Annotated in this window: 7 protein-coding genes; 4 read left to right on the top strand and 3 right to left on the bottom strand. The window is 72.6% G+C overall.

Annotation, left to right across the window (positions count from 1 at the left end):
* Positions 1 to 23 precede the first annotated feature (23 nt).
* Genes WME95_RS38130 through WME95_RS38120 form a run of 3 tightly spaced genes read right to left on the bottom strand, consistent with a single transcriptional unit; the run spans position 24 to position 20,470 of the window.
* Positions 24 to 8,501 carry an amino acid adenylation domain-containing protein gene (locus tag WME95_RS38130; protein WP_437904214.1) on the bottom strand — a complete coding sequence of 2,826 codons (8,478 nt, stop codon included), beginning with the start codon at positions 8,499 to 8,501 and terminating at the stop codon, positions 24 to 26.
* Between the two features lie 38 nt (positions 8,502 to 8,539).
* The gene (locus WME95_RS38125; RefSeq protein WP_437904213.1) at positions 8,540 to 13,945 is read right to left on the bottom strand and encodes an SDR family NAD(P)-dependent oxidoreductase; all 5,406 of its coding nucleotides are present in this window, start codon (positions 13,943 to 13,945) and stop codon (positions 8,540 to 8,542) included.
* A 3-nt stretch (positions 13,946 to 13,948) separates the two neighbouring features.
* A complete protein-coding gene (locus tag WME95_RS38120) occupies positions 13,949 to 20,470 on the bottom strand; it encodes an amino acid adenylation domain-containing protein (protein ID WP_437904212.1) in 6,522 nt (2,173 codons plus the stop codon).
* A gap of 559 nt (positions 20,471 to 21,029) precedes the next feature.
* Between WME95_RS38120 and WME95_RS38115 the strand changes: the two genes are divergently transcribed.
* The 4 genes from WME95_RS38115 to WME95_RS38100 all read left to right on the top strand — a co-directional run bounded on the left by WME95_RS38115 (position 21,030) and on the right by WME95_RS38100 (position 25,755).
* Positions 21,030 to 21,662 carry an RNA polymerase sigma factor gene (locus WME95_RS38115; RefSeq protein ID WP_437544827.1) on the top strand — a complete coding sequence of 211 codons (633 nt, stop codon included), beginning with the start codon at positions 21,030 to 21,032 and terminating at the stop codon, positions 21,660 to 21,662.
* Positions 21,653 to 22,954: a FecR domain-containing protein gene (locus tag WME95_RS38110; protein WP_437904211.1), complete on the top strand. Its 1,302-nt coding sequence runs from the start codon at positions 21,653 to 21,655 to the stop codon at positions 22,952 to 22,954. The genes WME95_RS38115 and WME95_RS38110 overlap by 10 nt, the downstream gene beginning before the upstream one ends.
* A 98-nt stretch (positions 22,955 to 23,052) precedes the next feature.
* Complete coding sequence (locus tag WME95_RS38105) at positions 23,053 to 24,105, top strand: hypothetical protein (RefSeq protein ID WP_437904210.1); 1,053 nt, start codon at positions 23,053 to 23,055, stop codon at positions 24,103 to 24,105.
* A gap of 75 nt (positions 24,106 to 24,180) precedes the next feature.
* Positions 24,181 to 25,755, top strand: coding sequence for a hypothetical protein (locus tag WME95_RS38100; RefSeq protein ID WP_437904209.1), 1,575 nt, complete (start codon positions 24,181 to 24,183; stop codon positions 25,753 to 25,755).
* The last annotated feature ends 16 nt before the right edge of the window (positions 25,756 to 25,771 follow it).

The raw sequence follows: 25,771 nt of genomic DNA, 5'->3' as shown, positions 1-25,771 counted from the left end.
GCGCGCACGCGCGCGGAGGCCGCTCACCCGCACGCGCGCGCGATCGCCCGCAGATCGTCGATGACGGCGCCGGCGACCCGCTGCGCGGTCGCTTTCGCGTGCACGTTCGCGCTGTAGCGCCACCGGAACGTCAGGGCCCCTCCGCGGACGAGGACGTGGCACTCGAACAGGTTGAAACGCAGGTTCGTCGCCTCCTCGTCGTACCCCGTGGACTCGCTCGCCATGCGGAGGATCGAGCCCTGCGCCGGCGGCTCGACGCGCCCCTGGTAATTGAACAGGATCCCCGGTCGCTTCCGGAGCCGCCCGAGCTCCGCGCTGAGCCGGGCGTCGCCTCCCAGGTACTTGAGGAGGTTGTAGCCATGGCCCCCGTTCGGGATGCGATCGATCTGCCGGCTCGTCTCGAGCAGCGCCGCGAGGGGCTCTTGCTGGCTCGAGCGCCGGAGCACGAGCACCCGCTCGGCGCTCAGCCAGCCCACCGTGCGCGACACGTCGAGCTCCGGGTGATGGGGCATCAGATCACGCCCGGAGTTCAGGACCATGATGTCCTGCCAATCGCGACCCGTCCAGGCGGTCACGCCGCGGAGGACCGCGGCGATGAGCGCGTGCTCCGTGCTCACCCCGAAGCGCGCCGGCAAGCCCCGCAAGATGACCTGAGACTCCGGCTCGGGGAGCGACGCCCAGTGATCGCGGACCGACTCCACCGTGTAGAGATGGCGGGTCGCTGGGTGGTCCGCCGGGAGGAGGTCGATCTCGTCCCAGGGCAGCGAGATCCAGTAGGCGCGCTCGTTCGGCAGGATCTCCTCGCTCACCCACCGCTCCAGCGCGCGCGTCCAGCGGCCGGACGAAACGCCCGTGGGCGATAGGCGGAGCGTGGCCGTCGTCGCGAGCTGATCGTAGATGGATTGCAGATCGAGCGCGGCGATCATCATCGACATCCAGTCGACGACGAGGTGATGCGCGGTGAGCCACAACCGGCCTCGCCCCTGCTCGTCCCACCGGAAAAACACGATCCGGAACAGCCGCCCGCGCTCGAGCTCGACCTCGTCCTGCATGCGATCGCAATGCCGCTCGAGCTCGGCCCGGCGCCGATCCTCCGGGATCCCGGACAGATCCACGCAAGCGAACGGCGCCTCGGTCCACGGCGCGTCGATCACCTGGCGAAAGCCGCTCGGGGCGCGCTCGAAGCGCGCGCGGAGCGCCTCATGGCGGTTTGCGAGGACCAGCGAGGCGCGCGCGAGCCTGTCGAGATCGAGCGGCGCCGCGGCCTCCAGCAGCAGGTTCACGTTCCAGCGCGCCGGGCGGGTGCGCTCGCGGGCCTCCTCCAGATACCAGCGCTGGAGGACGGTGAGCGGCCGCTCCCCATTCTCCGGTTCGACGTCCACCGCCGGGCGGTCCGGGGAGGCGCAAGCGGCCGAAAGGCGCGCGATCGTCTGGTGCTGGAAGAGCTGCCTCGGCGTGACATTGAGCCCCGCCTCCCGCGCCCGCTCGACCAGCGCAATGCCAAGGAGCGAATCCCCTCCGAGCGCGAAGAAATTGTCGTCCACGCCGACCCGATCCAGCTTGAGGACGCCGGCCCAGAGCGCGGCCATCCGGCGCTCTGCCTCCGACGACGGCGCCCGGTAGACCGCGCTGGCCCCCTGGTGGTGCTGCGCGGCGAGCTCGAGGAGCGCCCTCCGATCGACCTTGCCGTTGGCCGTCAGCGGCAGGCGCTCCAGCGCGATCCACGCGCTGGGCACCATGTACTGCGGCAGCCTCGCGGCGACGGCCTCCTCCAGGACGCGAGGCTCGAGCGCGGCGCCCCGCTCCGCCACGTAGCAGGCGACGAGGCGCCTGGCCCCGCTCGGGGTCGACTCCACGCACACCACGGCTTGCTCGATCTCGGGATGCTGCGCCAGCGCGGCCTCGATCTCCCCGAGCTCGATGCGGTTTCCCTGGATCTTCACCTGGAAGTCTTCCCGTCCGATGAACTCGATGTTCCCGTCCGGAAGGAATCGCCCGAGATCGCCTGTCCAGTAGAGCCGCTCGCCCGTCTCCGGGTGCTCGAGGAAGCGCTCCGCGGTCTGCGCAGGATCGCGGTAGTAGCCGCGGGCGAGGCAGATCCCACCGACGTACATGCGGCCGACGACCCAGTCGGGACACGCCTGCATGCGCTCGTCGAGCACGTGGACACGCTGGTTTGGGAGCGGCTTGCCGTAAGGGATGCTCCTCCAGGTCGAGTCCACCTCTCCGACGGGATAGAAGATTGACCAGATCGACGTCTCCGTCGGCCCTCCTGCCCCGATGACCCGCGCCCCCGGGCAAGCGCGGCGGATCTGATCGGGCAGGGGCACGGGGATCCAGTCGCCGCTCAGGATGACCCAGCGCAGCGAGGGGCACGCCGGAGGACCGCCGCCGAGGTGCTCGACGAACATCTGCATCAGCGCAGGCACCGAGTTCCAGACGGTGACCCGGTGGGTCTCGATGAGCTGCCGCCAGCGCGCCGGATCCCGCGCCGCCTCGGGCGAGGGGAGGACCAGGGCGCCTCCCGCGCCGAGCAGACCGAACACGTCGTACACCGAGAGATCGAAGTGAACGGCGGAGAGCGCGAGTGCGCGATCGGAGGGAGACACCTGGAAGCGCTCGTTGATCTCGAGGATCGTGTTCAGCGGGCCGCGGTGATCGAGCGCCACGCCCTTGGGCTTCCCCGTCGAGCCCGACGTGAACAGCACATAGGCGAGATCGTCCGGCCCCTGGACCGCCGCGACCGGGCTGTCGTCCTCCGACGCGGACGCGCTGTCGTCGTCGACCGCGATCAGGCGCAGGGCCTCGGGCCAGGCCAGCGAGGAGGCCAGGCGCTCCTGCGTGAGGACGATCTCCACCTGTCCCTGATCCAGGACCGCGCGGATGCGCTCGATGGGCCACTCCGGATCGACGGGCAGGTACGCCGCCCCCGATTTGAGGGCCGCCAGGATCGCGACGATCTGCGCCCACCCCTTCGTCGCGGCCACCGCGACGAGCGCGTTCGGCCGGGCTCCGAGCGCGCGAAGGCGCCGGGCGAGCGCGCTGCTCCTCCGATCGAGCTCTCCGTAGGTGAGCGTCCTCTCGGGGCTGATGACCGCCGGCGCAGCGGGCCGCAGCGCCGCTTGCCGCATGAACCCGCTGTGCAGGAGATCGCTCGAGACCTCACGGGTGGCGCTGTTGACGCTGGCGCGGACAGCGCGCTGCCGCTCCGGGAGCTCGATGGCCGCCGCGCTGGTCCAGGGCGCACCGTCCCGGGAGAGGCGGCTCAGGAGCGCCTCGTACGCCTCCAGGAGAGCCGCCGCGAGGCCTTCAGGGAACAGATCGTCGGCGGCGCCGAAGCTCAGCACGAAGCCACCCTGGTCCTGCTGGATCTCGTGCTCGATGCAGGGAGCCTGCGTGCCTGGTCCTCCTCCCTCGGGTCGGAAGGGCCCAGGGACGCGCAGCCTGACGGCCGTCGCACCGGGGTGACGCACGGCTTCGTCCGGCGCTCGTGTCCCGGGCGCGGCGAGCGCGATGGCCCCGTCGAAGGCCCGGGCGAGGTCGACGAACGGCGCTTCGCCGCCGCGGCTCACCTCGAGCTGCCCGCTCCCCGCGCCGATGGCGACGGACAGCATTCCGTACGGCGGCTCGCCCGGCGCGCCGACCACGACGGCCAGCGGCGACGTGCTCCACGCGGCGATCGCCTGCGCGAAGGCGGCGGCGACGGCCGCGCCCGGGGCCACGCCGAGGAGCGCGGCGCGCGCCTCGATCCCGCGGACGAGCCCGGCGTCGACGCGCCGGGCGCGGCGGACGAGCCGAGGAGGCTCCCCTGCGAGGTCGCTCCGCACGAACGGCAGCGCGGGCGCCGAGAGCGCCCGGCGCGCGGCCGCGGCCGTCGCGGGTCCGAGCGCCTCGCCGCCGAGGAGCGCCGAGACCCTCTTGTCGGGCTCACGTGCCGCCTCGGCGAGGAGGCGCTGGAGGAGCTTGGCGTGGCGCGCGATCGTCGCCTCGCCGAACAGCGCCGTGTCGTACTCGATATGGCCGCTCAGGGTCGCCCCGTCGTGCTGCATCGACAGGGTGATGTCGTACTGCGACGTCCCGGGATCGAGGTCGATCGGCGTCACCCGCGCCCGCCCCAGCGCGACCGGCGCGGGCACCTTGGGCTGGAAGGCGAACATCACCTGGAACAGCGGAGTCCGGCCGAGGTCTCGCTCCGGTCGAACGGCGTTGACGAGCCGCTCGAAGGGGATGTCGGCGTGCGCGAAGACGCGCACCGCCGTGCCGCGCACCCGCGTGAGGAGCACGCTGAAGGGCGGGTCGTCCCCGAGGTCGCCGCGGAAGACAAGGGTGTTTACGAAGCACCCGATGACGCCCTCGAGCTCGCGATGATCACGCCCCGCGATCGGCGTCCCGACGAGGAGGTCCGCCTGCCCGCTGAGCCGGTGGAGCAGCCCGAGGAACCCGGCCATCAAGGTCATGAACGGCGTCACGCCGCGCTCGCGGCCGAGGTCCTCGACGGCCTCGGTCAGCGCTCGCGAGAAGCGGAAGTGGTGCCGCGCCCCCTGATACCGCTTCTCCGCGGGGCGAGGGTGATCCGTCGGGAGATCGAGCGTTTGACTGGCCCCCGCGAGCTCGGCCTTCCAGAAGGCGATCTCCTCGCCCCGCGCCGCCTCGTCCCAGCGCTGCCGCTCGTGGACCGCGTGGTCGCCGTGCTGGACCGGGAGCGGCTCCCAGCGCGGGCGCTCGCCCGCCGAGATCGCTTCATAGGCGGCGGCGAGCTCGCGCACGAAGATCTCGTGCGACCAGCCGTCCGTCACGATGTGGTGCATCGCGAACGCGAACAGGTACCGCTCGTCGTCGACCTGCGCGAGCTCGGCCCGCACGAGGGGGCCCGTGGCGAGGTCGAACGGGCGCCCCGCCATCCGCCGCAGCCGCGCGAGCGCCGTCGCCTCGCGCGCGTCCCGAGCGAGCGCCCGGTGATCGATCTCCTCGAAGTCGAGCTGCGCCGACGGCTGGACGATCTGGACGGGAGCCCCGTCCACGACGCGGAACACGGTGCGGAGGGCCTCGTGCCGCTCGAGGACGGCGTGGATCGCGCGCTCCAGGGAGCGCACGCACAAGGGCCCCGCGATCTCGGCCGCACCACCGACGTTGTAGGCCCCTGTCCCGGGCGCCAGCCGGTCCAAGAACCAGAGCCGCCTCTGCGCGTAGGACAGCGGGATCACCCCGCCCGGGTCGCGCCGGCGCAGCGCCGGACGCACCGACGGGCGCGCGAGCTGCTCGATCCGTTGAGCCAGATCGGCGAGCGCCGGCGTGTCGAACAGCCACCGGAGCGGCACCTCGGCGCCAGCGCGCTCGCGGATGCGGGAGACGGCGCGCATCGCGAGCAGCGAATGGCCCCCGAGCTCGAAGAAATGGTCGGTCCTGCCCGGCGCGCGCCCGAGGAGCTCTTCCCAGACAGCGGCCACGAGCCTCTCCATCTCGGTCGCCGGCTCCTGCCGATCGCGCGCCGGCGCGCGCTCCAGCGCGTCCAGGCCCGGGAGCGCCTTGCGGTCGATCTTGCCGTTCGGCGTCTGCGGCAGCCGGGGCAGCTCGACGAAGCGCGCCGGGAGCATGGCCTCGGGCAAGAACGCGCGCGCGTGCGCCCGGAGCGCCTCGGGGCTCACCGGCCCCGCCGCGGGCACGTGAGCCGCGGGCACGTAATAGGCCACGAGCACCGCCTCGCCCACCGCGTCCCGATGCGCCGCGCAGACGCACTCCCTGACGCCGGGGTGGCGCGCCACGGTCGCCTCGATCTCGCCGAGCTCGACGCGGAAGCCGCGGATCTTCACCTGATGATCGATCCGGCCGAGGAACTCGATCCGCCCGTCGTGCGTGATCCGCGCCAGGTCGCCGGTGCGGTACATCCGCGCGCCCGGCGCCGGCGAGAACGGGTCTTCCACGAACCGCTCCAGGGTCAGCTCGGGCCGGCCGTGATACCCGCGGGCCAGGCCCGCTCCGCCGATGTACAGCTCCCCGGCCACGCCGATCGGGAGCCGCTCGCGCCGCTCGTCCAGGATGTAGATGCGCGTGTTGGCGATCGGGGATCCCAGGGTGATCCTGTCCGGATCGTCGACGCGCGCCGCGGCGGACCACACGGTCGTCTCCGTCGGGCCATACAGGTTCCAGAGGCAGCCAGCGCGCGCGCTGATCTCCCGGGCGAGGTCCGGCGGCAGCGCCTCCCCACCTGCCAGCGCGCGGAGCTGCGGGCTGCCCGTCCACTCCGCCGCGAGCAGGAGGCGCCACGTGCTCGGCGTCGCCTGCATGACCGTCGCTCCCGAGCTCTCCAGCGCGCGCAGGAGCGCGGCGCCGTCCCGCGCTTCGGCGGCGGACACGAGGACCGTCCTTCCGCCGACGCTCAGCGGCAGAAACAGCTCCAGGACGGAGATATCGAAGGACGCCGTGGTCACCGACAGCAGCACGCCGCCGGCGTCGAGGCCGGGGCTTTCCCGCATCGCCTCAAGGAAATTCACGACGCTGCGGTGCTCGACTTGCACGCCTTTGGGGTGCCCGGTCGAGCCCGACGTATAGATGATGTACGCGAGGTTCCGGCTGCAGGGCGGCGTCGCGAGCGGCTCCTCGGCCAGGCCGGAATCCGCGGTGAGATCCTCGAAGAACGCCGTCCTCTGCGGCTCGCCGGCGAGCGGGAGCCGCAGCGCGCGCTGCGTGAGCAGGACGGCGGCCCCGACGTCGCGCAGGATATAGGCGATGCGCTCGCCCGGCAGCGCGGGATCCAGGGGCACGTAGGCGCCGCCCGATCTCAGGATCGCGAGCAACCCGATGACGAGATCGATCGATCGCTCCATGCAGATCGCCGCCGGGACGTCCGGGCCGACGCCCATCGCGCGCAGCCGGCGCGCGAGGCGGGCCGAGGCGCGGTCGAGCTCTCCGTACGTGATCTCGCCCTCACCGAACGAGAGCGCGACGCGCTCCGGATGGCGCCGCGCCTGCCGCTCGAAGAGCTCGTGGACGCAGAGCTCCTCGGGAAAAGGTCGCTCTGTCCGGTTCCATTGCTCGAGGCGCAGCGCGTCGGCCTCGTGCACGACCGGCAGGTGGAGCACGCGTGTGTCGGGGCGCGCGGCCGCGGCGCGCAGGAGCGCTTCATAGCTCCTGAGCATCCGCTCCGCCGTGTCGCTGCGGAACAGGTCGGTGTCGTACTCCAGATCGAGCCGGAGGCCCTGCGGGCGGTCCCAGGCCTCGACGGTCCAGTCGAACTTCGACGTCGTCACCGGCACCTCGACCGGATCGAGCGTGAGCCCCGTGAAGGCCGGCAGATCGGCCGCCGCGGTCTGCAGGATGAACAGGGTCTGGAACAGCGCCGCGTGGGACGCGCTCCGCTCGGGTTGCAGCGCCTCCACGAGCAGCTCGAACGGCAGATCGTCGTGCGCGAAGGCGTCGAGCGCGACGCGCTTCGTGCGGCGGAGCAGCTCGACGAAGCTGGGGTTGTCCGAGAGGTCGGCGCGGAGCGCGAGGTTGTTGACGAACATCCCGGCGAGCGGCTCGATCTCTCGCCGCGTCCGCCCGGCGACCGGCGACCCGACGACGACGTCGAGCTTCTGCGTGACGCGACAGAGGAGGATCTGGTACGCGGCGAGGAGCGCCATGAAGAGGGTGACGCCCTCCCGCTGGCACAGCGCCTTCACCGCCGCGCTGAGCCGCGGTGACAGCGTGAGCGACGCCTTCGCCCCCCGGTGCGCCTGCGAGGCCGGGCGCGGCCGGTCCAGCGGAAGCTCGAGGAGCGCCGGCGCGCCGCGCAGCCGCTCCTTCCAGTACGCGAGCGCCCGTTGAAGGCGCTCCTGGCTCCACTGGCTCCGCTGCCAGACGGCGTGATCGCCATACCGGACGGGCAGCTCGGCCAGCCGCGGGGCGCGCCCCGCGGCCAGCTCGTTGTAGAGCGCGCCGAGGTCCCGGAGCAGCACGCCCCAGCTCCAGTGGTCGCTGGCGATATGGTGAGTCGCCATGAGCAGGACGTGCTCCTCTGCGGTCAGGCGAAAGAGGGCTGTCCGGAGGAGGTCGCCTCGCTCCAGGACGAAGGGCGCATGGGCGATCTCTGCGCACCGGAGGGCGAGCTCGCGCTCGCGCGCCGCCGGATCCATCGTGGAGAGATCCGTGACCGCCACGGCGACGCCGGACGGCGGCAGCACCTCCTGGTAGGCCTCCTCGGCGTCCTCGCCGAAGCGCGTCCGCAAGATCTCGTGCCGCTCCACGAGGAGCGAGAGCGCCCGCTCGAGCGCCGCCGCGTCGAGCGAGCCCCGGAGCCGCGCGGCCCCGTGGAGGTTGTAGGCAGGGCTGTCGGGCGCGTACCGGTACAGGAACCAGAGCCGCTGCTGCGCGAACGACAGGGGAAACCTCGACCGCGTCCCGGTCCGCTGCGGCCCCGCCGCCGCGCCGCCTCCGGACGGACTTTGTCCCTTCAGCTTCGCGACGAGCGCCTTGAGCTCCTGGGACGACAGGCCTTTGATCCGCTGCTCTAGCTCGCTCACCTCGACGCTCCTCTCCCAGGTTCCGGCGCGTTCACGGCTCAGGACGGCTCGCCGGGCGCGTCCGCGTCCGTCATCGACTCGAGCATCGCCAGGCGCTCGGCGAGCGCGCTCGTGATCTTCTCGGCGAGCCGGGCGACGGTCGCCCCCTCGAACATGTCCTGCTTCGGCAGATCGACGTCGAACGCGTCCTTGATCCGCGAGAGGATCTGGATCGCCAGGAGCGAGTGGCCGCCGAGGCTGAAGAACTCGTCGTGGATGCCGATCGGCCGCCGGCCGAGCAGCTCCTCCCACTGCGAGCACACCACGCGCTCTATCTCGTCGCGAGGCCGCTCGTCGTCGCCGAGGGGCCGCCGCGGGCTCGCGGAGGGCTCCCGCCGGGCGCGGCGCTGTTGCTCGGCGAGGGCCGGGAAGTCGCGCGGCGAGACCACGATCTGCTCGGGCCCGGTGAGCGCGAGGATCTGCTCGAGCGCCTTCATCCCGTCCTCCGGGTCGATGCCGGGCGACGTCCTGGCGAGGGCGGCGCCGGCGCCGCCGTGGACGCGCTGGAGGACGAAGCGGGTGACGTCGGCGATGACCCGCCCCTGCTCGTCGAGCAGGGTCACGTCCGCGGCGAGCGCACGGCCACGCTCGGTCTCCTCCCGGCGCAGGCGAACATGGCTGAACAGCCGCGCTGGCGTCGGCGCCAGGCAGGCCACGCGGCCGTACCCCGCGGGGAGGTAGATCCCTCGAGGGTCGAGCGCGGCGGTCACCGAGGTCGCCACGTCGAGCAGCGCCGGATGCAGACCGTACACGGACAGGTCCTCCGCGAACTCCGGGCGAAGGCGGAGCTCGGCGAGCGCCTCGTCCTCCCCGACGTGGAGCGATTCGATGCAGTCCCAGCGAGGTCCCCACCGGAGCAGGCCGCTCGCGTTGACGGCCTCGAAGAGCTGCCGCGCGGCCGCCGGACGGCAGCGCCGCCGGATCGACTCGACCGGCGCGTGCTCGCGCGTCTGGTCGAGCGCGGGCGTCCAGGTGCCTGACGCGAGCCGCTCCCTCGCCCCGGCGGGGCCCGGAGCGAAGATCGAGAAGTCGGTCCGCCCCCCGCTCCGCTCGCTCTCGAGGCAGACGTCCTGCGGCGCCCCGTCCTCCACGCGGCAGGGCGCGTGGAAGTGGACCTCGTGCAGCTCGACGGCGCCCATCCCCGAGAGCGTGGCCGCGGCCCGCGCCATCTCGAGCAGGGTCGTGCCGGAGACCAGCCCGGCGCGCTGCGTCCGGTGCTCCGCGACAGGCCAGTCGCGCGCCAGGCTGAACCGCTTGTGGAACACCCGCGGCCCGGTCGCCGCGCCGTCGACCCGGTCGATCAGCGGGTGGTGCCCCCGGAGGCTCGACCTCGGCCCAGGCGGCAATGGCCCTGGCCGGGTGATCCCGGCCCGCGCCGCCATCCCGATCTGCTCCCAGCCGTCCCAGGCGACGGCGAAGCTCGGATTGCCGGTCGCGCTCTGGTACGCCCCGGCGAAGGCGTCGAGGTACGCATTCGCGGCGGCGTAATCCGCCTGTCCAGTCGCCCCGAGGTGCGAGAACGTCGACGAGAACAGCACGAGGAAGGGCTGCTCTCGCCCCTGCCCGAGCTGGTCGGCGAGGTTCCGTGTCCCGCTGGTCTTCGGCGACAGCACCCGGCAGATCTCCTCGTTCGTCCGCGTTTGGAGCGGACCGGCGCCCGGAACCCCGGCGCCGTGGAAGACCCCGTCGACGCGCCCGAAGCGGGCCCTCGCCTCGGCGAAAGCGCGCGCCACGTCCTGCGGCTCGGCCACGTCCCCGGCGGCGACGACGAGCTCCGCGCCCTGCGCCTCCATCCGCCCGAGCGCCTCGAGGATCTCGGCGGTCGCGGCCAGCGCCCCGTCGCCCTCCCGGTAGCTCGGCCACTCCGATCGCGGCGGGAGCGGCGTCCTCCCCATCAGCACGAGCTTCGCCGACCAGGCGCGCGCGAGGTGCTCGGCAAGGCGCAGCCCGATCCCGCCGAATGCGCCCGTGATCAGGTAGACGCCCCCGCGCCGCAGGCGCGACGCTTCCGCGGCCGGCGATGGAGGGAGGATCGCCTGGAACGCGGGTACCCAGCGCTGCTGCGCGCGCAGGAGCACGAGGTCGTGCTCCGGCTCGCCCGCGAGCTCCCGGAAGACGGCCCGCGCCCACGACGTGGTGGTCTCCCCGTCCCGCGGCGGGATCACATCGACGGCGCGACAGCGGACGCCGGCGAGCTCGTTGCCCAGGCTGCGGCAAAGGCCGACGAGCGCGGCATGGTCCGGCGAAGGGGTCGTCTCGCCGGCGATCGCGTGGGCTCCCCGGGTCACGATCGCGAGCTCGATCCCCGCCCCTGGCGACGCGGCGCCGAGGCTCCGCGAGACGGCGCACACGCTGAGCAAGCCTCGCCGCAGGATCGCTTCAGCGCCCTCGCCCGGCCTCCCCAGCGCGCTCCACAGGTGGACGATGCGCCGGGGAAAGACGCCTTGCCCGTCGAGGGTCGAGAATAGCGCCCGGAGATCCTCCTCGCTGTCAGGGCGCAGGACGAAGCCGAGGTCGCCCGACGCAGCGAACGCCGGCCCGGGGCGGGCGGTGATCACGCGAGCGCCCGAGCCGCGGATGTGCGCCTCCAGCGCGCCCGCGCCCTCGTCTGCGTCGGTGAGGAGCAGCCACGGCGCCTCGTTCGCTGGCTGGGATACCGGGGCGGCCTCGTGGAGACGAGACCAGCGGAGCCGGAACAGCCGCGCTCCTCCGGTGCCCTCCGCGCCCTCGGGAGCCGCGGTCTCCGTCGCGCTCGCCGACGGCTCCGGCAGGCCGTCCTCGACCGCGTGGCGCCTCCGCTCGAAGGGGTAGGTCGGCAACGGGACGCGGCGCGCCCGGGCGTCCGGGAATACCGCCTGCCAGCGCAGGTCGGCGCCGCGCGCCCACAGCTCGCCGGCCGCCTCGAGCAGCACGCGCCGGCCCTTCCCGGCGTCGCCCGGCCCGGTCAGCAGCGGAACGGCCGCGCTCTCCGCGTTCCCCCCGAGCCGCGCGCGCACGAGCGAGCACAGCGTCGAGCCGGGCCCGACCTCCACGAACAGATGCGGTCCCTCGCCCTCGAGCGCCGCCTTGACGCCGTCGCCGAAGCGGACCGCGCGCCGCAGGTGGTCCGCCCAGTACTGGGCGCTCCGCGCCATCGAGCCCGTCATCCACCCGCCGGTGACGTTGGAGAGGAGGGGAATCCGGGGCTCGCGCAGCGTGATCCCCGCCATGACCCTGCGGAACTCGTCCAGGATCGGCTCGGTCGCGGCGGAGTGGAAGGCGTGGGAGGTCTGGAGCCGGCGTCCCTTGATCCCGCGCGCGCCGAGCTGCGCCTCGTACCTCGCGATGGCCGCCTCGGGGCCGGAGACGACGCACAGCTCGGGCCCGTTCACCGCGGCGAGCGACAGCGCTTGTGGCAGGTTCTCGAGCGCCGCCCCCTCGGACAGCGGCACCGCGAGCATCGCTCCGCGCGGCAGCGACTGCATCAACCTCCCGCGCACCGCGACCGCCCGGAGCCCGTCCTCGAGCGAGAACACCCCCGCGACGCAGGCCGCCACGAGCTCGCCGACGCTGTGCCCGAGGAGCGCCTCGGCGCGCACTCCCCACGACTCCTCGAGCAGCCGCGCCGCGGCGTACTCGACGGCGAACAACGCCGGCTGAGCGACCTCCGTCTCCCGGAGCTCCTCTGCCGGGCCATCGAACAGCAGCGCTCGCAGGTCGCGGCCAAGGAGCGGCCGGAGCCTCTCCGCGCACTCGTCCAGGGTCTCCCGGAAGACGGCGTGCTCCTCGTACAGCGACCGGCCCATTCCGGGGTGCTGGCTTCCCTGGCCGGTGAACAGCATCACCGCGCCGGCGGCGCCCGTCCGCGCCCCTCGCCCCGGCCTGGGCGCGCGCAGCCGCGCGACGGCGTCGGGCGACGACGACGCGACGACGAAATCGCGGTGCGAGAACCTCCGCCTCCCCTCGAGCAGCGTGAACGCCGCGTCGCGCAAGGAGATCTCCGGGTGCCCCTCGAGGTGCTCCGCGAGGCGCGATCGCATCGCTGCGAGGGCCGCCTCGCTCCGGGCCGACAGCGCCAGGATCTCGCTCTCTCCGCCGGGGGTCGGGTGATAGACCGGCCCTTCCTGGAGGACGGCGTGCACGTTCGCCCCCCCGATCCCGAACGAGCTCACGCCGGCTCGCCGAGGGCCGCTGTCCCTCGGCCAGGCGCGGAGCTCCGTGTTCACATGAAAAGGGGAGCTGTCGAAGTCGATCTCCGCGTTGGGCCGCCGGTAGTGGAGCGTGGCCGGGATCTGCGCGTGCCGGAGCGCCAGCACCGTCTTGATGAGCCCGACGATGCCGGCCGCCGTGTTCGAGTGGCCCACGTTCCCCTTCACCGAGCCGAGGGCGCACCGGCGGAGCGGGGCGGCGGCGCGCCGGAAGGCCTGCTCCAGGGCGCGGACCTCGATGGGGTCGCCCAGCGCCGTGCCGGTCCCGTGCGCCTCGACGTAGTCGATGGAGTCCGGCCGGACGCCGGCCACCTCGTGCGCCATCACGATCACCGAGGCTTGCCCGTCGACGCTCGGGGCGGTGTACCCGACCTTGGCGGAGCCGTCGTTGTTCGTCGCGGACCCGAGGACGATCGCGTGGATGAAATCGCCTTGCTCTATCGCGTCCTCGAGCCGCCTCAGCACGACGACCCCGACCGCGTCGCCGAACACGGTCCCCGCGGCGTCGGCGTCAAAAGGACGGCAGTGGCCGTCGGGAGAGCACGGCCCGCCCTTCTCGTAGAAGTACCCGCGCCGCTCCGGGAACATCACCGACGCCGCGCCCGCGATCGCCATGTCGCACTCGACGGCGCGCAGGCTCTGGCATGCTTGATGGACCGCCGCGAGCCCGGTGGAGCAGGCCGTCTGGACGCTGATGCTCGGGCCCTTGAGGTTGAGTTTGTACGCGACGCGCGTCGTCAGATAGTCCTTGTCGCTCGCGATCAGGAGCTGCATCGCCTCGGAGGACTCGAACTTCTGGAGCAGCGCGCGGCGGTGCGACAGGAGATACGAGTTCATCTTGGCGCCGGCGAAGACGCCTATCCAGCCGGGGAACCGCTCGGCGTCGTAACCTGCGTCCTCGAGCGCCTCGTACGCGCATTCGAGGAACAGCCGCTGCTGCGGATCGATCCACTGCGCCTCCCGCTCGCTGTATCCGAAGAAGTCGGCGTCGAACCACTCCGGCCTGTCGAGGCCAGGTCGCGCCTTGACGTAGCCCGGATCCCTCAGCTGGGCCCGAGGGACCCCGGCGGCGATCAGCTCCTCTTCCGTGAAGCGGGCGATGGACTCCCTGCCATCGCGCAGGTTCCTCCAGAACGCCTCCGGATCGTTCGCCTGCGGGAACCGCCCGCTCAGCCCGACGATCGCGATGGCGTCGCGCAGATCGTTGAGGTCCTTCATCGCTCACTCCTCCGGTTTGCCCTGGCGCGAGGCCTGCTCTGACGTGGACAGCGCGGACGGCGCGAGCGCGCGCCGCTCCAGACCTCGCTCGCGCTGCCGCTGGGCGCGCGCTGCGATGGCGTCGAACCGGCCGCCCTCCGCTGCGCGCGGCGCGGCCCCGACCGCCGCGGCATCCTCGCCTCTCGTCGAGGGGGGCGCGTTCACCCCGAGCGTCCTCAGGTAGGCCGCCTGCTGGGACACCGTCGGATGCTCGAACAGGTGCACAAGGGGAACATCGCGGTTGAAGCGCTCGCGGAGGCCGCGCGCCATGCTGACGAGAAGGAGCGAGTCGCCCCCGAGGTCGAAGAAGTTGTCGTCGTGACCGACGCGCGGGCGCCTCAGCACCTCGGCCCAGATGCGGGCGATGGCGCTCTCCAGGCCGTCGCTCGCCACCGCGGCGGGCCTCGCCCTGGCTCCCTCCGCGAGTGGCGGCGCGTCCTGGGGGACTGACCACTGCGCGCCTTTCGGGACCGACCGCAGCGCGCCCTCCGCCGACCCAGGGAGCCTGTCGGCGACGACCACCCTGACGGGCTCCTCCGTCCAGCGCTCTGCGACGTACGACGAGAGCGCTCGCGCGAGCCCATCGCGCGGCCGCTCCGGCCTAGCCAGCGCGGCGCCCTGCGGCGACGCGGCGCGCGTCGCGGCGTCGACCATGGCTGCCAGCGCCGCCGACTCGCGGGCCAGCGCCTCGAGGGTGGTGTCCGAGTCCGAGATGCCCCCCCCGACGAGGCCGTGGAGGTATTCGTGGCGCGGGCCGACCTGGAAGAGGTGGGCGACCTGCGCGAAGTCGAACCCACCCGTCTGGCAGAGGCCGATCTGGTGATCCGGCGCCGTCGACTCGAGCAGATGGGCGATGACGCCGGCCTCCATGAGGCACAGATCCCGCGCCCGGCTGCCGTACACCGGCTCGATGGCGCCGAGATCCGCCACGAGATACACGCTGAACGCCGAGCTGTCGAACGCCTGCCCGTTGGGGCCCCCGTGGACCGACCGGTCGATGTGCGCGCCGGGCTGGATCGTGACCAGCTGCTCCCGCTCGGGGTGGAAGTAGTACGTGCCTCCGGGGACCCGCTCGATCCGATCCGGCTTCACATACAGATACACGTGCACCGGATACAGGTTGCCCGCCGAGGCGTAGAGCTGCTTGGCGAGCGGATACCCTGGCAACCTCACCGGAGACAGCTGCCTCAGGAAGCGCGCCAGGCGTTCGAAGGTGATGGGCTCGCTCCGGAACTCGCGATAGCTGCGCCGCCGCGCGAACGCCGAGAGATCCTCGTCCGTGCGCGCGCGGGCGATGAGGGGGATGGCGGCCCCGGAGAGATCATCGCGCTGCGCCGGCTTGCTCAGCTTGAACTTCAGCCTCGCGATCGGATCCTGCAGCAAGGGGACCTCCGGGTCCGCCGCGCCCTCCCGGGCCGTCACGTGCGCGATGCTCCCGGCGCGCTCGCCGGACTCGCTCGCTGGATCCGGAAGGGCGCTGCGATCGACCTTGCCGTTGCTGGTGAGGGGGAGGTGGGACGTCTCCACGAAGGCGCCCGGCACCATGTAGTCCGGGAGCTTCGAGGCGATGAACGCCCGCAGCGCGGGCGCCTCGAGCGCCCTGCCCGGGGCCGGAACGACGTGGGCGATGAGCCGCTTTCCACCGCTCGCCGTGCTCCCCACCGAGACAGCGGCGCTCGCCACGTCGGGGTGCTGGAGCAGCGCGGCCTCGATCTCCTCGAGCTCGATCCTGTGCCCTTGAATCTTCACCTGGAAGTCTTCGCGTCCCAGGAACTCGATGTTCCCGTCCGGCAGACAGCGTCCGAGGTCGCCGGTCCAGTACAGCCGCTCTCCGGTCTCCGGGTGTGTCACGAAGCGCTCGCGCGTCCGCTCCTCGTCCCGCCAGTAGCCGCGCGCGAGGCCCACGCCGCCGATGTAGAGGCGCCCGGGCACCCCGTCGGGACACGGCTCCATCGCCCCGTCGAGCACGTAAAACCGCTGGTTCGCGAGCGGCTTGCCGTAAGGGACGCTCTTCCAGCTCGGATCCACGCGGGTGATCGGATAGGCGATGGACCAGATCGACGCCTCCGTCGCCCCGCCGAGGCTCAGCACCGACGCGCCCGGGAACGCCTCGCGGATGCGATCGGGCAGGGTCACGGGGATCCAGTCCCCGCTGAGGAGCGCGGCGCGCAGGGGCGCGGGGGCGCCCGGGCGCTCCGCCCGGTGCTCGACGAGCATCTGCATGAGCGCCGGGACGGTGTTCCACAGCGTCACGCCGTGCCGGGACATCAGCTCCTCCCAGTGGCCGGGATCGCGCAGCCGGGCCGGCTCGGGCAGCACCACCGCGCCCCCCGCCGCCCACAGGCCGAAGAGGTCGTAGACCGACAGATCGAAGGCGAGCGACGAGAGCGACAGGACACGATCGGACGCGTTCACGCCGAGGCGCGCGTTCACGTCCGCGAGGGTGTTCACGGCGCCGCGGTGATCGATCGCCACGCCCTTCGGCCTCCCCGTCGAGCCCGAGGTGAAGATGACGTAGGCCAGATCGTCGGGCCGCTGAGCGGCCTCGAGGGGCGACTCGTCCTCTGAAAGCCCGCACGGCGCGTCGAGGGGCACGACGATCGTCCCCGCGGGCCACCGGGCCGGCTCCGCGAACCGCGCCTGGGTGAGGACGATCTGCGCCTCGCCCTGCGCCAGGATCCCCCAGAGCCGCTCTCGGGGCCACGCCGGATCGACGGGAAGGTAGGCAGCCCCGGACTTGAGGACGCCGAGCGCCCCGAGCGCCTGCGGAATGCCCTTCTCGCAGGCGATGGCGACGAGGGTGTTGGGGCGCGCGCCGCGGCCCCGCAAGGCTCGGCCGAGGGCGTTGCTCTGCCGGTCGAGCTCACCGTAGGTGATGCTCCCCTCGGGCGCGATCACCGCGGGCGACCCGCCGCGGGCCGCCGCGCTCCGGAGGAACGCCGCGTGGAGCAGCTCCTCCGGCGCGGCTCGCTGCGTCCGGTTCATCCGGGCGCGCGCCTCCTGCTGCGCGATCGGGAGCGCGACCCTCGCCCGCTGGAGCGCCTCGTCGCCGCGCGCCAGCCGCGCGAGCAGATCCAGATAGGACTCGAGCATCGCTCCGACCATCCCCTCGGGGAAGAGCCCGTCGACGACATCCCAGGAGAACGCGAGCTCCCCCTGGTCCTCGGTCACCTGATGATCGAGCCACACCTGCGGCGTCTGGGTGATCATGAAGACCTCCTGGCCGAGCCAGGAGAACAGCGACTGCGGCTCGGCCCCTCCCTGGCCGAGCAGGCTCGTGAACACCACGGGGACGCTCGGCGCGCGCGCATGGCGGAGCGCCGGGATAGCCCCCGCGCGCCGGTGCTCGATCGCCCTCCAGATCTGGTCCTGGGTGGCGCGCGCCAGCTCGGAGACCGCTTTGCGCCCGCCCACGTCGAAGCCCACGAGCACCACGGTGGTGAAGTCGCCGACGATCTCCGCGACGTCCTCGTGCAGCCGCGGGCGCTCGAACGACGTCAGCGTGAGCGAGAACTCCGGGCGGGCGCTCCACTTCCCGAGCACCTGGGCGAACGCCGCGAGGATGACGGCCGATGGCGTGAGGCGGCTCGCCTTCGCCCGGCTCTTCAGCGATTCCCACGCGGACCCGTCGAGGCGCCCCCTGTGCCGCACGAACCGGGGCGGCGTGACCTCTCGAGGCTTCCTGGCGAGCGGCAGGTCGGGCGCGGGGGGGAGGCTCGCCACGCGCTCGCGCCAGAACGCAAGCGAGCGCTCGTGATCCGGTGTCTGCCGGTGGCGCTCCGCATCCACGATGCAGTCCCGGAAGGTCACGCCGAGCAGCGGTAGATCGAGCTCGGGCCGCTCGTAGAAGCGCTCCAGATCGCGCGAGACGATCCCGCAGCTCCAGGCGTCGAGCGCGAGGAGATCCAGGTTGATGTGCACGCGGCGCCGGCCGTCTGGAAGGAGCGACACGCCGGCGTCGAACAGGGGCCATTCCGTGGGCGTGAACACGCGGTGGGACAGCCGATGACGGATGTCATCGAGCGCCCGGCCGGCGTCGGCCGGCGTCATCGCGCGGAGATCCCAGATCTTCGGCTCGAAGCGGGGCACCGTCCGCTGCACCCGCTGGAGCCCATCTCCGGTGAACACGGCCCTGAGCATCCCGTGCCGTGCGATGACCCGATTCCACGCTTGCTCGAAGCGCTCGAGATCCAGTCCATCGCACTCCCGCTCGATGTAGCCGTGACAGCCGACGCCCCCGAGGTCGAAGGCGCTCTCGCGCCCGACGAGATACGCCCGTTGAACGGCGGTCTGGCGAAAGGGCGCTTCGGGATCGTCGTCACCCGGGCTGACGGCGGGGACCTCCTCCTCGCGGCCGCCGGGCGAGGGCGGCTCGGCGAGCAGGCGCGACAGCTCGTTCAACGTCATTCCCTCGATCAAGCTCACGGGCGAGATCTGCCTGCCGCTGAGCCCGGCGATGCGCTCCGCGAGCTGGATGGCCTTGACCGACTCGAGCCCGACCTCGACGAGCGGTACGTCCCAGCGCAGCTGCGCGGCGTCCACCTGAAGGATCTCTCCCACGAGCGCCCCGAGGCGCGCGGTACAGCTCGATCCATTGGGCTTCGCGCTGGCTGCCGCGGACGCCCCGTCCTGGGCCGCGACGGGCGCTCCATCGCCCGTCGGCCCGCCGTGAAACACGCCGAGGGGCTCCAGCTCGCCGCGCAGAAAGGCCGCCTTGCACGCCTTCCGCTGCACTTTCCCGCTCGTGGTCTTGGGGAGGCGGCGCGGGGGGAGGAGCACGACCGCGTGCACCGGCAGCCCGAACTGCTGCGCCACGGCGCGCCGAGCGGCGCGCGCGAGCGCCTCGAGATCGAGCCCGCGCTGCCCGCGCTTGATCTCCTGGCAGACGACGATCGCCTCCGGCTCCTCGGCAGGGAGGCTCAACCCATCCTCGACTCGCACGGAGAAGGCTGCTCCCCCGTCGGGCGCAAAGGCCTCGTGCGCGGAGCACACCGCGAGCTCGATGTCCTGCGGATAGTGATTGCGCCCCCGGACGATGATGACGTCCTTGAGCCGCCCTGTGATGAACAGCTCCCCCTCCTGCATGAACCCGAGATCGCCGGTCCGCAGGAAGCGCAGGTCGCCTGTCCCGCGCAGCCGCGCGCCGAACGACGCGCTCGTCGCCTCGGGATTCTCCCAGTAGCCGCTCACCACCGCGCTGCTCTCGACCCACACCTCGCCTACCTGCAGATCCGGCGCAGGCTCTCCGCTGGCTGGATCGACGATCGCGACGCGCGTGCCGGGCAGGGGCCGGCCGCAGCTCGCGAGCTCCTGTGCGCCGGACTCCGCGGCGGCGCAGGCGCGCGCCCGCCCCTGTTGCAGCTCCGTGGAGCTCACCTTGACGACGAGCGGCGGGCGCCTCGGCGAGGCGCTGACCACCAGCGTCGCCTCGGCCAGGCCATAGGAGGGTCGCAGCGCGTCGGGCTGGAATCCGCTCGGCGCGAAGGCCGCGATGAAGCGCGCGAGGGTCCCCGCGCGGACGGGCTCGGCCCCGTTGATCACCGTCCTCCACGCGGAGAGATCGAGCCGGGCGCGCTGCTCGGCGGTCGAGCTCGTCACGCAGAGATCGAAGGCGAAGTTCGGCGCCGCGCTGTGGTGGCCGCGGTGGCGCGACAGCGCCTCGAGCCAGCGCATGGGCCGGAGGACGAACGACGCCGGAGGCATGCTGGTGCATCTGCCGCCCACGAAGAGCGGCAGCATGATCCCGTGGATCAGCCCCAGATCGTGGAAGTGGGGCAGCCAGCTGACGAAGGTGTCGCCGCGCTCGATCCCGAACCCGTCGGCGATCATGCGGCAGTTCTCGAGGACGTTGCGATGGCTGACCATCACGCCCTTGGGGCTGGAGGTCGAGCCGGAGGTATATTGCAGGTACGCGACGTCGTCTGTCGTGCCGCGCGCGGCGCGCGCGTCCTCGACGCCACGCGCGCCGCCCGCGCGTCCGGCGTCGGCGCCCGAGGAGCACTCCTCCAGCGTGTGAACGGCGAGCCCGGAGCGCGAGTTCGGCGCGCTCCGCTCCCGCGGCGTGGCTCTCGCGACGATCGTGCACGCAGGGGCACAGTCGGCCGTGATGGCGTCGAACCGAGACTCCGCCCGATTCGGCCGCGGGAGCGAGGTGGGAACAGCCACCATGTCCGCCAGCAGACAGCCGAAGAACGCCTCGATGAACTCGAGCCCAGGGCCGAACAGCAGGAGGACTCGGCTCTTCGGCGGATAGCGCGCGCGGAGGAAGGCGGCGATCGTTCGAGCACGGGCGTGGAGCGCGGCGAACGAGAGCGCCGCCGTCTCCTCCTCGCCTTCGTGGAGATGGACGTACGCGGGTGCGTCGCCGAGCTCTTCCGCGCGGCGAGCGAGCAGCTCAGGCAGCGACGTTATGGCGCTCCGAGATCCAGACAGAGCATCCTGTGCGTCGCCGGGCGTATGCCCAGAAAAAGTCATGCCAAGTGTCACGAACGGTTCCTTTCGATTCAAGCACGCAAGACCACCTGCGCGCGCCCAGGCGCTTCACCTATCGAATCGATGCATGCTTCCCGCAGCGCATCGAAGGCTTCGCGGGGGATGCAGGGGGCGCCAACGGTCGAGGTGATCCACCGGGCTCGGCGCTCGCTCAGCTGCGAGCCCGAGAGGATCGTGGGTTACGGGGAACGCTCGAGCAACGGGCGCAGGTCATGCCACGAAGGAGAGGCCTTGTCTAGCCCACCAATCGACGGAGCATGACGTCCTCTGATGATGCGGAAGAAGCCTGTAGCGCGGTGATGTGCGGCGCGCGCTCACTCCATGATCGCCTCGTAGGGATGCGATTGTTAAGTAATGTTATTTATTGTTTAGAACGACGCCGGCGACGGGCCCGGTCGCATGAAGAGATCCAGCGCTCGCTCTGTCGCAAACTGGCGAATGGCACTCGCGCGCCAGCGCTCACGCATCAGCTCGCCGGGCGGGGGCGCAGGGCGAGGCTGCACGCCCGCTCTGAGCCGTTGGGGCGGGGGCCGGCCATCTTAGAGGCTGCCCCATGTCCGTGCACCTCCGCGTCGTTGGAAAGCCCCGTCCGCCGGACCGCCCTGCCGGCGCGCAGCTCACCTCACCCGACATCCTGCGCGGCCTGCACGCTCGGAACCCCGCGGCGGAGCGCCGCCTGCTCGACACCTATGCGGGCCTCGTCGAGCGGATGCTGTTTCGCATCCTGGGCGACGTCCGGAGCCTCGAGGATCTGGTCCAGGACGTGTTCGCCCGGGTGTTCTCCCGCATCGACGACGTGCGCGAGCCCGAGGCGCTGAAGCCCTTCATCACAAGCGTCACCGTGTTCGTCGCGCGCGAGGCGCTCCGCAAGAGGCGCAGGCACCGCTGGCTCGCGTTCTTCGCGAGCGACGAGCTGCCGGAGGTCGCGGCCAGCGCCGATCCGGAGGCCCGGCAGGGCGTGCGTGCCTTCTACCGCGCCCTGGAGACGCTCGACGCCGACGATCGGCTGGCCTTCACGCTGCGCATCGTCGAGGGCCAGGAGCTCGCGGAGGTGGCCGCCGCGTGCAAGGTGTCGCTCGCCACCGTCAAGCGCCGGATCCAGCGCGCGGAGCTCGCGTTCGTCGAGCGCTGCAAGAAGGATGAAGTGCTGTCTTCCTGGCTCGCGGAGGGCGATCGATGGACCTGAGGACCAAAGACGTCGCGGCCGTGGGGCGCCGGGTCGCCGCGCACCAGGATGCCGCGCTCGAGCGGCGGGTGCGGCCGTCGACCACGGATCGACTCGAGGCGATCTACCGCAAGGAGGCCGCGCTCTCGCTGAGCGCCAGGGCGGCTCCCCGCTCGCGGCGCCTCGGCGTCGCGCTCGCTGCGGCGTGCGTCGCCGCATCGGTCCTCTGGTTCGTGCTCTTCCGGCCGGGAGATCCGTTGACCTACCAGGTCGCGGGGGCGCCGGGCGCCGTCGGCCGGTGGGTGGCGGCGGACGCGTCGCAGGTCGGGCTCGATTTCTCGGACGGGTCGCGCGTGGACCTCGCGCCCGGGACGCGCGCCCGCGTGACCGAGGTCGGCCCCCGGGGCGCGAGCGTCCTCCTGGAGCGCGGCTCGCTGCGCGTGCGCGTCGTGCATCGCGACGACACCCGGTGGGTCGTGGCCGGGGGGCCTTTCGAGGTCCACGTGATCGGCACCGAGTTCGACATCACGTGGAACACGGAAGCCGAGGAGCTCACGGTCTCGATGATCACCGGCCGCGTGCGCATCCTGGGCCCCTGCGTCGACCCCTCGGGGCGCGCCCTCGCCGCCCCCGAAGCGACGCGGCTGGCGTGCGCGGCTCCTCGATCCGCCGCGCCGCGGGCGTCGTCGCCGGCGCCTGATCCGGAGGCCACCCCCTCCGCGCAGCCTCCCGCGCCCCTCCCGGGCGCGAGCGCCGCCGCATCCGCGCCCGCGCCCGCCCCCGCGCCACCCGCCCTTGGCTCGCCGCGGCCCCGCGCGGGTGAGCCCCTGGCCGACGCCCCCGCCGAGCGCTGGCGCGCGCACCTCGCCGCGGGCAAGCTCGGCGAGGCGCTCGCGGACGTGGAGCTCCTGGGCATCGACACGGTGCTCGGGCGCGCCGGCGGCGCGGAGCTCGTCGATCTCGGCTCCGCGGCGCGGCTCTCGCGCAAGCCGGACGTCGCGGCCAGGTTCTACGAGGCGGCGCGGCAGCGGTTTGCCGGGAGCGACGCCGCGGCCGCTGCGGCGTACCACCTCGGCCGCATGGCGTTCGACGGGCGCGGCGCCTGGGCGGAGGCCGAGCGCTGGTTCGCCGTGTACCTCGCGGAGAGGCCGCGGGGCGCGCTCGCGCCGGAGGCGCTCGGCCGCTCGATAGAGTGCGCGAGGAACCTGCAGCTCCGCGCGCGCGCCCGCGAGCTCGCCGCGCGCTACCTCGCGGCGTACCCGAACGGCGCCCACGCCGGGCTCGCGGCGACGCTCGCCCATGGGGCCGATTGAGGGATCCGTTCGGCACCCTGAACGCTGGATCGAGCCTCCTCCCGCGGAGGTCGCCGCCGCCGCGCCGGCGCCGCCTGCGCTCGCCGGGGGCGCGCGCCGTGGCGAGCTCGATCGGCTGCGCGCTCGTCGCTTTGCTGGCGTTCGTGGCGTTCGCAGCGCCGTGCTCCGCCGAGGAGGCGCCGCCGATCACGGTCGTCGCCGGCGCGCGCGGGGCGCTGGCGTACCGGCTCTCGCAGGAGCTCGAAGCGGCGGGCCTGCAGGTCCACGTCCAGGCGGGCCCCGTGGCGGCTGGTTCCGGCGGGCTGCTCATCGTCATCCCCGAAGGCGAGGAGGGGGCCATCGAGATCTGGTCGGACTCGAGCGGGCGCGCGGACCTGGTCGCGAGCGTGGCGCCCGACGGCCCGCTCGACACCCGGGTGCTCCGCGCGGCCGAGCTGGTGCGGGCGCTCCGGTCGACGGCGTCGACGGCCGGGGCCCCCGCCGGAGCCGTCGCACCGGAGCCGGCGGCCGTCGCGCCGGCCCAGGTCCAGCCCTCTCCCGCCGCGCCTCCCGCCGCGTTGCCCGGTAAGGAGTGGCGGAGCCCGCCGCTTCGCGCCTGGGCGCCGCCCTCGCCGCCGTTCGCGGTGCCCGCGGCGCCCAGGGTCCCGCTCGTCGAGGTCGGCGTCGCGATCGCCGCGGGATGGCAGGCACCTGGCGCCTCGCTGGCGCTCGATGCCTCGCTCCGGATCTGGCCCTCGGCCCGGGTCGGTGTCGGGCTCCTGGCGGACCTGTCGATCGTCGGTCCGGACATCGAGGCGGCGGAAGGCAAGGTTCGCTTTCGCCGCTCGCTCTTCGGCGCCGAGCTCGCCCTGGCGCCCATCGAGAGGAGCCGTCGGTTCGGACTCGTCCTCTCCCCCGGCGTGGGTCTCGGTTACGTGAGCGCGTCCGGCGATGCGAGACCGCCCTATATCGACAGCGACGAGTCCACGTTCACCGCCTTGGTGTACGGGCGAGGCGAGGCGCGTTTCCGGCTCGTCGACTCCGTGGTTCTCACGGCGGGTGCGCTCGGCGGCGCGGCGATCCCGCCTGTCGACATCCGGTTTGCAGGACGGGTGATCTCGACATTCAGCCCGCTCGCGTCGTTCTCGCTCGGCGTCGTCGTCCAGCGGTGAGCCGCCGCAACGACAGGCGGCCATTCATAGGAGCAAGCCACGCGCACTTCTTCAATCGAGATCGGAGAGGCCTCCTTGAAACAGCTCCTCGTCCCTGGATGCACCGCGCTCATGACGCTTGTCGCCGCATGCGACAGAATCCCGCTCGATCCCATACGCGATGAGGGCGCCGGAGGTGGCGCGACCGGAGCGGGCGGGGCCGGCAGCGGCGGCGCCGGCGGCGCAGGCGGCAGCGACGCCGCCGTCGGCAGCGGCGGCGCAGGCGCCGGCGGCGCAGGCGGCAGCGGCGGCGCAGGTGCCGGCGGCGCCGTAGGCAGCGGCGATTCTCTGTGGAGCCGGCACTTCGCCGCGAATCCACGCCAACCCCAGGTGTGGGTGGGCAGCCGCATCGCCGTGGACGAACCCGGCAACCTCGTCGTCGCGACGACGGTTGCCGATGGCGTCGACTTCGGCGACGGTCCGCTCTCGACCGGGGGCGCCCTGGCCTTCTCCCTCGCGAAATTCGACGGCGAAGGAGAACCCCTCTGGCACAAGGAATTCACCGGTTCCGTCTACCCGCATGACGTCGCGGTCAACCAGGCGGGGCTCATTGCCACGACGGGGGTGGTTTACGGGACCGGCGTCGACTTCGGAGGTGGTTTGCTCGTGGGGCAGGAGTCGGGTGGCGACGCCTTCATGGCCGTCTTCACACAAGACGGAGATCACGTCTGGTCGGCTCGGATCGGCGTCGATGGTGATCAATGGGCGGACAGCCTCGCTATGGATGCAGCCGGGAACGTCGTCGTGGCAGGGACGTTCATGGGCCAGATCAGCGTCTGCGGCGCCTCGCTGACCAGCGTCGGTGACATGGACTCGTTCATCGCGAAGTTCGACCCTGCGGGGAATTGCCTCTGGAATAAGCAGCTCGGCTACACGGAGATCCACAACGTCGCGCTCGACGCGTCGGGCAGCGTCGTCCTCGCCGGCAGCTTCGGCGACTATTTCGCTGAGGCGATCGACCTCGGCGGCGGGCCGCTGACCACCGCGGGCAGCGAGGATATCTTCGTGGCGAAGCTCGACGCGGCCGGTGAGCACGTCTGGAGCAAGCGGTTCGGCGACGAGGCGCTCCAGAGGGCGTACGGGGTCGCGGTCGACGGCGCTGGAAACGTGGTCATCAGCGGGACGTTCCTCGGAAGCGTGGATTTCGGCGCAGGTCCGCTGGTGAGCGAGGGAGGGTACGGTCCTCTCGAGCCCGGCTCTGTCACGTGGGGCGGCAACGCCTTCGTGACCAAGCTGAACCCGGCAGGCGAGCTCCTCTGGGCCAGGCGCCTCGGGCAGTATGGGCCGCAGACGGCGCTGGACGTCGCGGCGACCGCGGGCGGCGAGCTCGCGATCACCGGCTTGATCTACGGCGACGTCGACTTCGGCACGGGTCTGATGGACTGCACCTATGGCGATGCCTTCGTCGCGAAGCTCGATGCGGCGGGCACGGTCCGCTGGGTGAAGCACACCGGCGGCAGGGGGCAACAGTACGGCTATTCCACGGCCATGGACGCGACCGGCGACGTGTACGCCGCCGGGCCGTTCCTCGGCACCATCGACTTTGGCACGGGGCCGCTGGTGACCCCGACGCCTACCCGGGCGATCTTCCTCGCGAAGTTCGGCCCCTGAGGCCGCGGGCGGCGAT

It is taken from the genome of Sorangium sp. So ce327 (genome assembly GCF_051530205.1).
Lineage (GTDB): Bacteria > Myxococcota_A > Polyangia > Polyangiales > Polyangiaceae > Sorangium > Sorangium cellulosum_B.
Note: the sequence above shows the minus strand (reverse complement) of the source record. Positions and strands in the feature narration are given on the sequence as shown.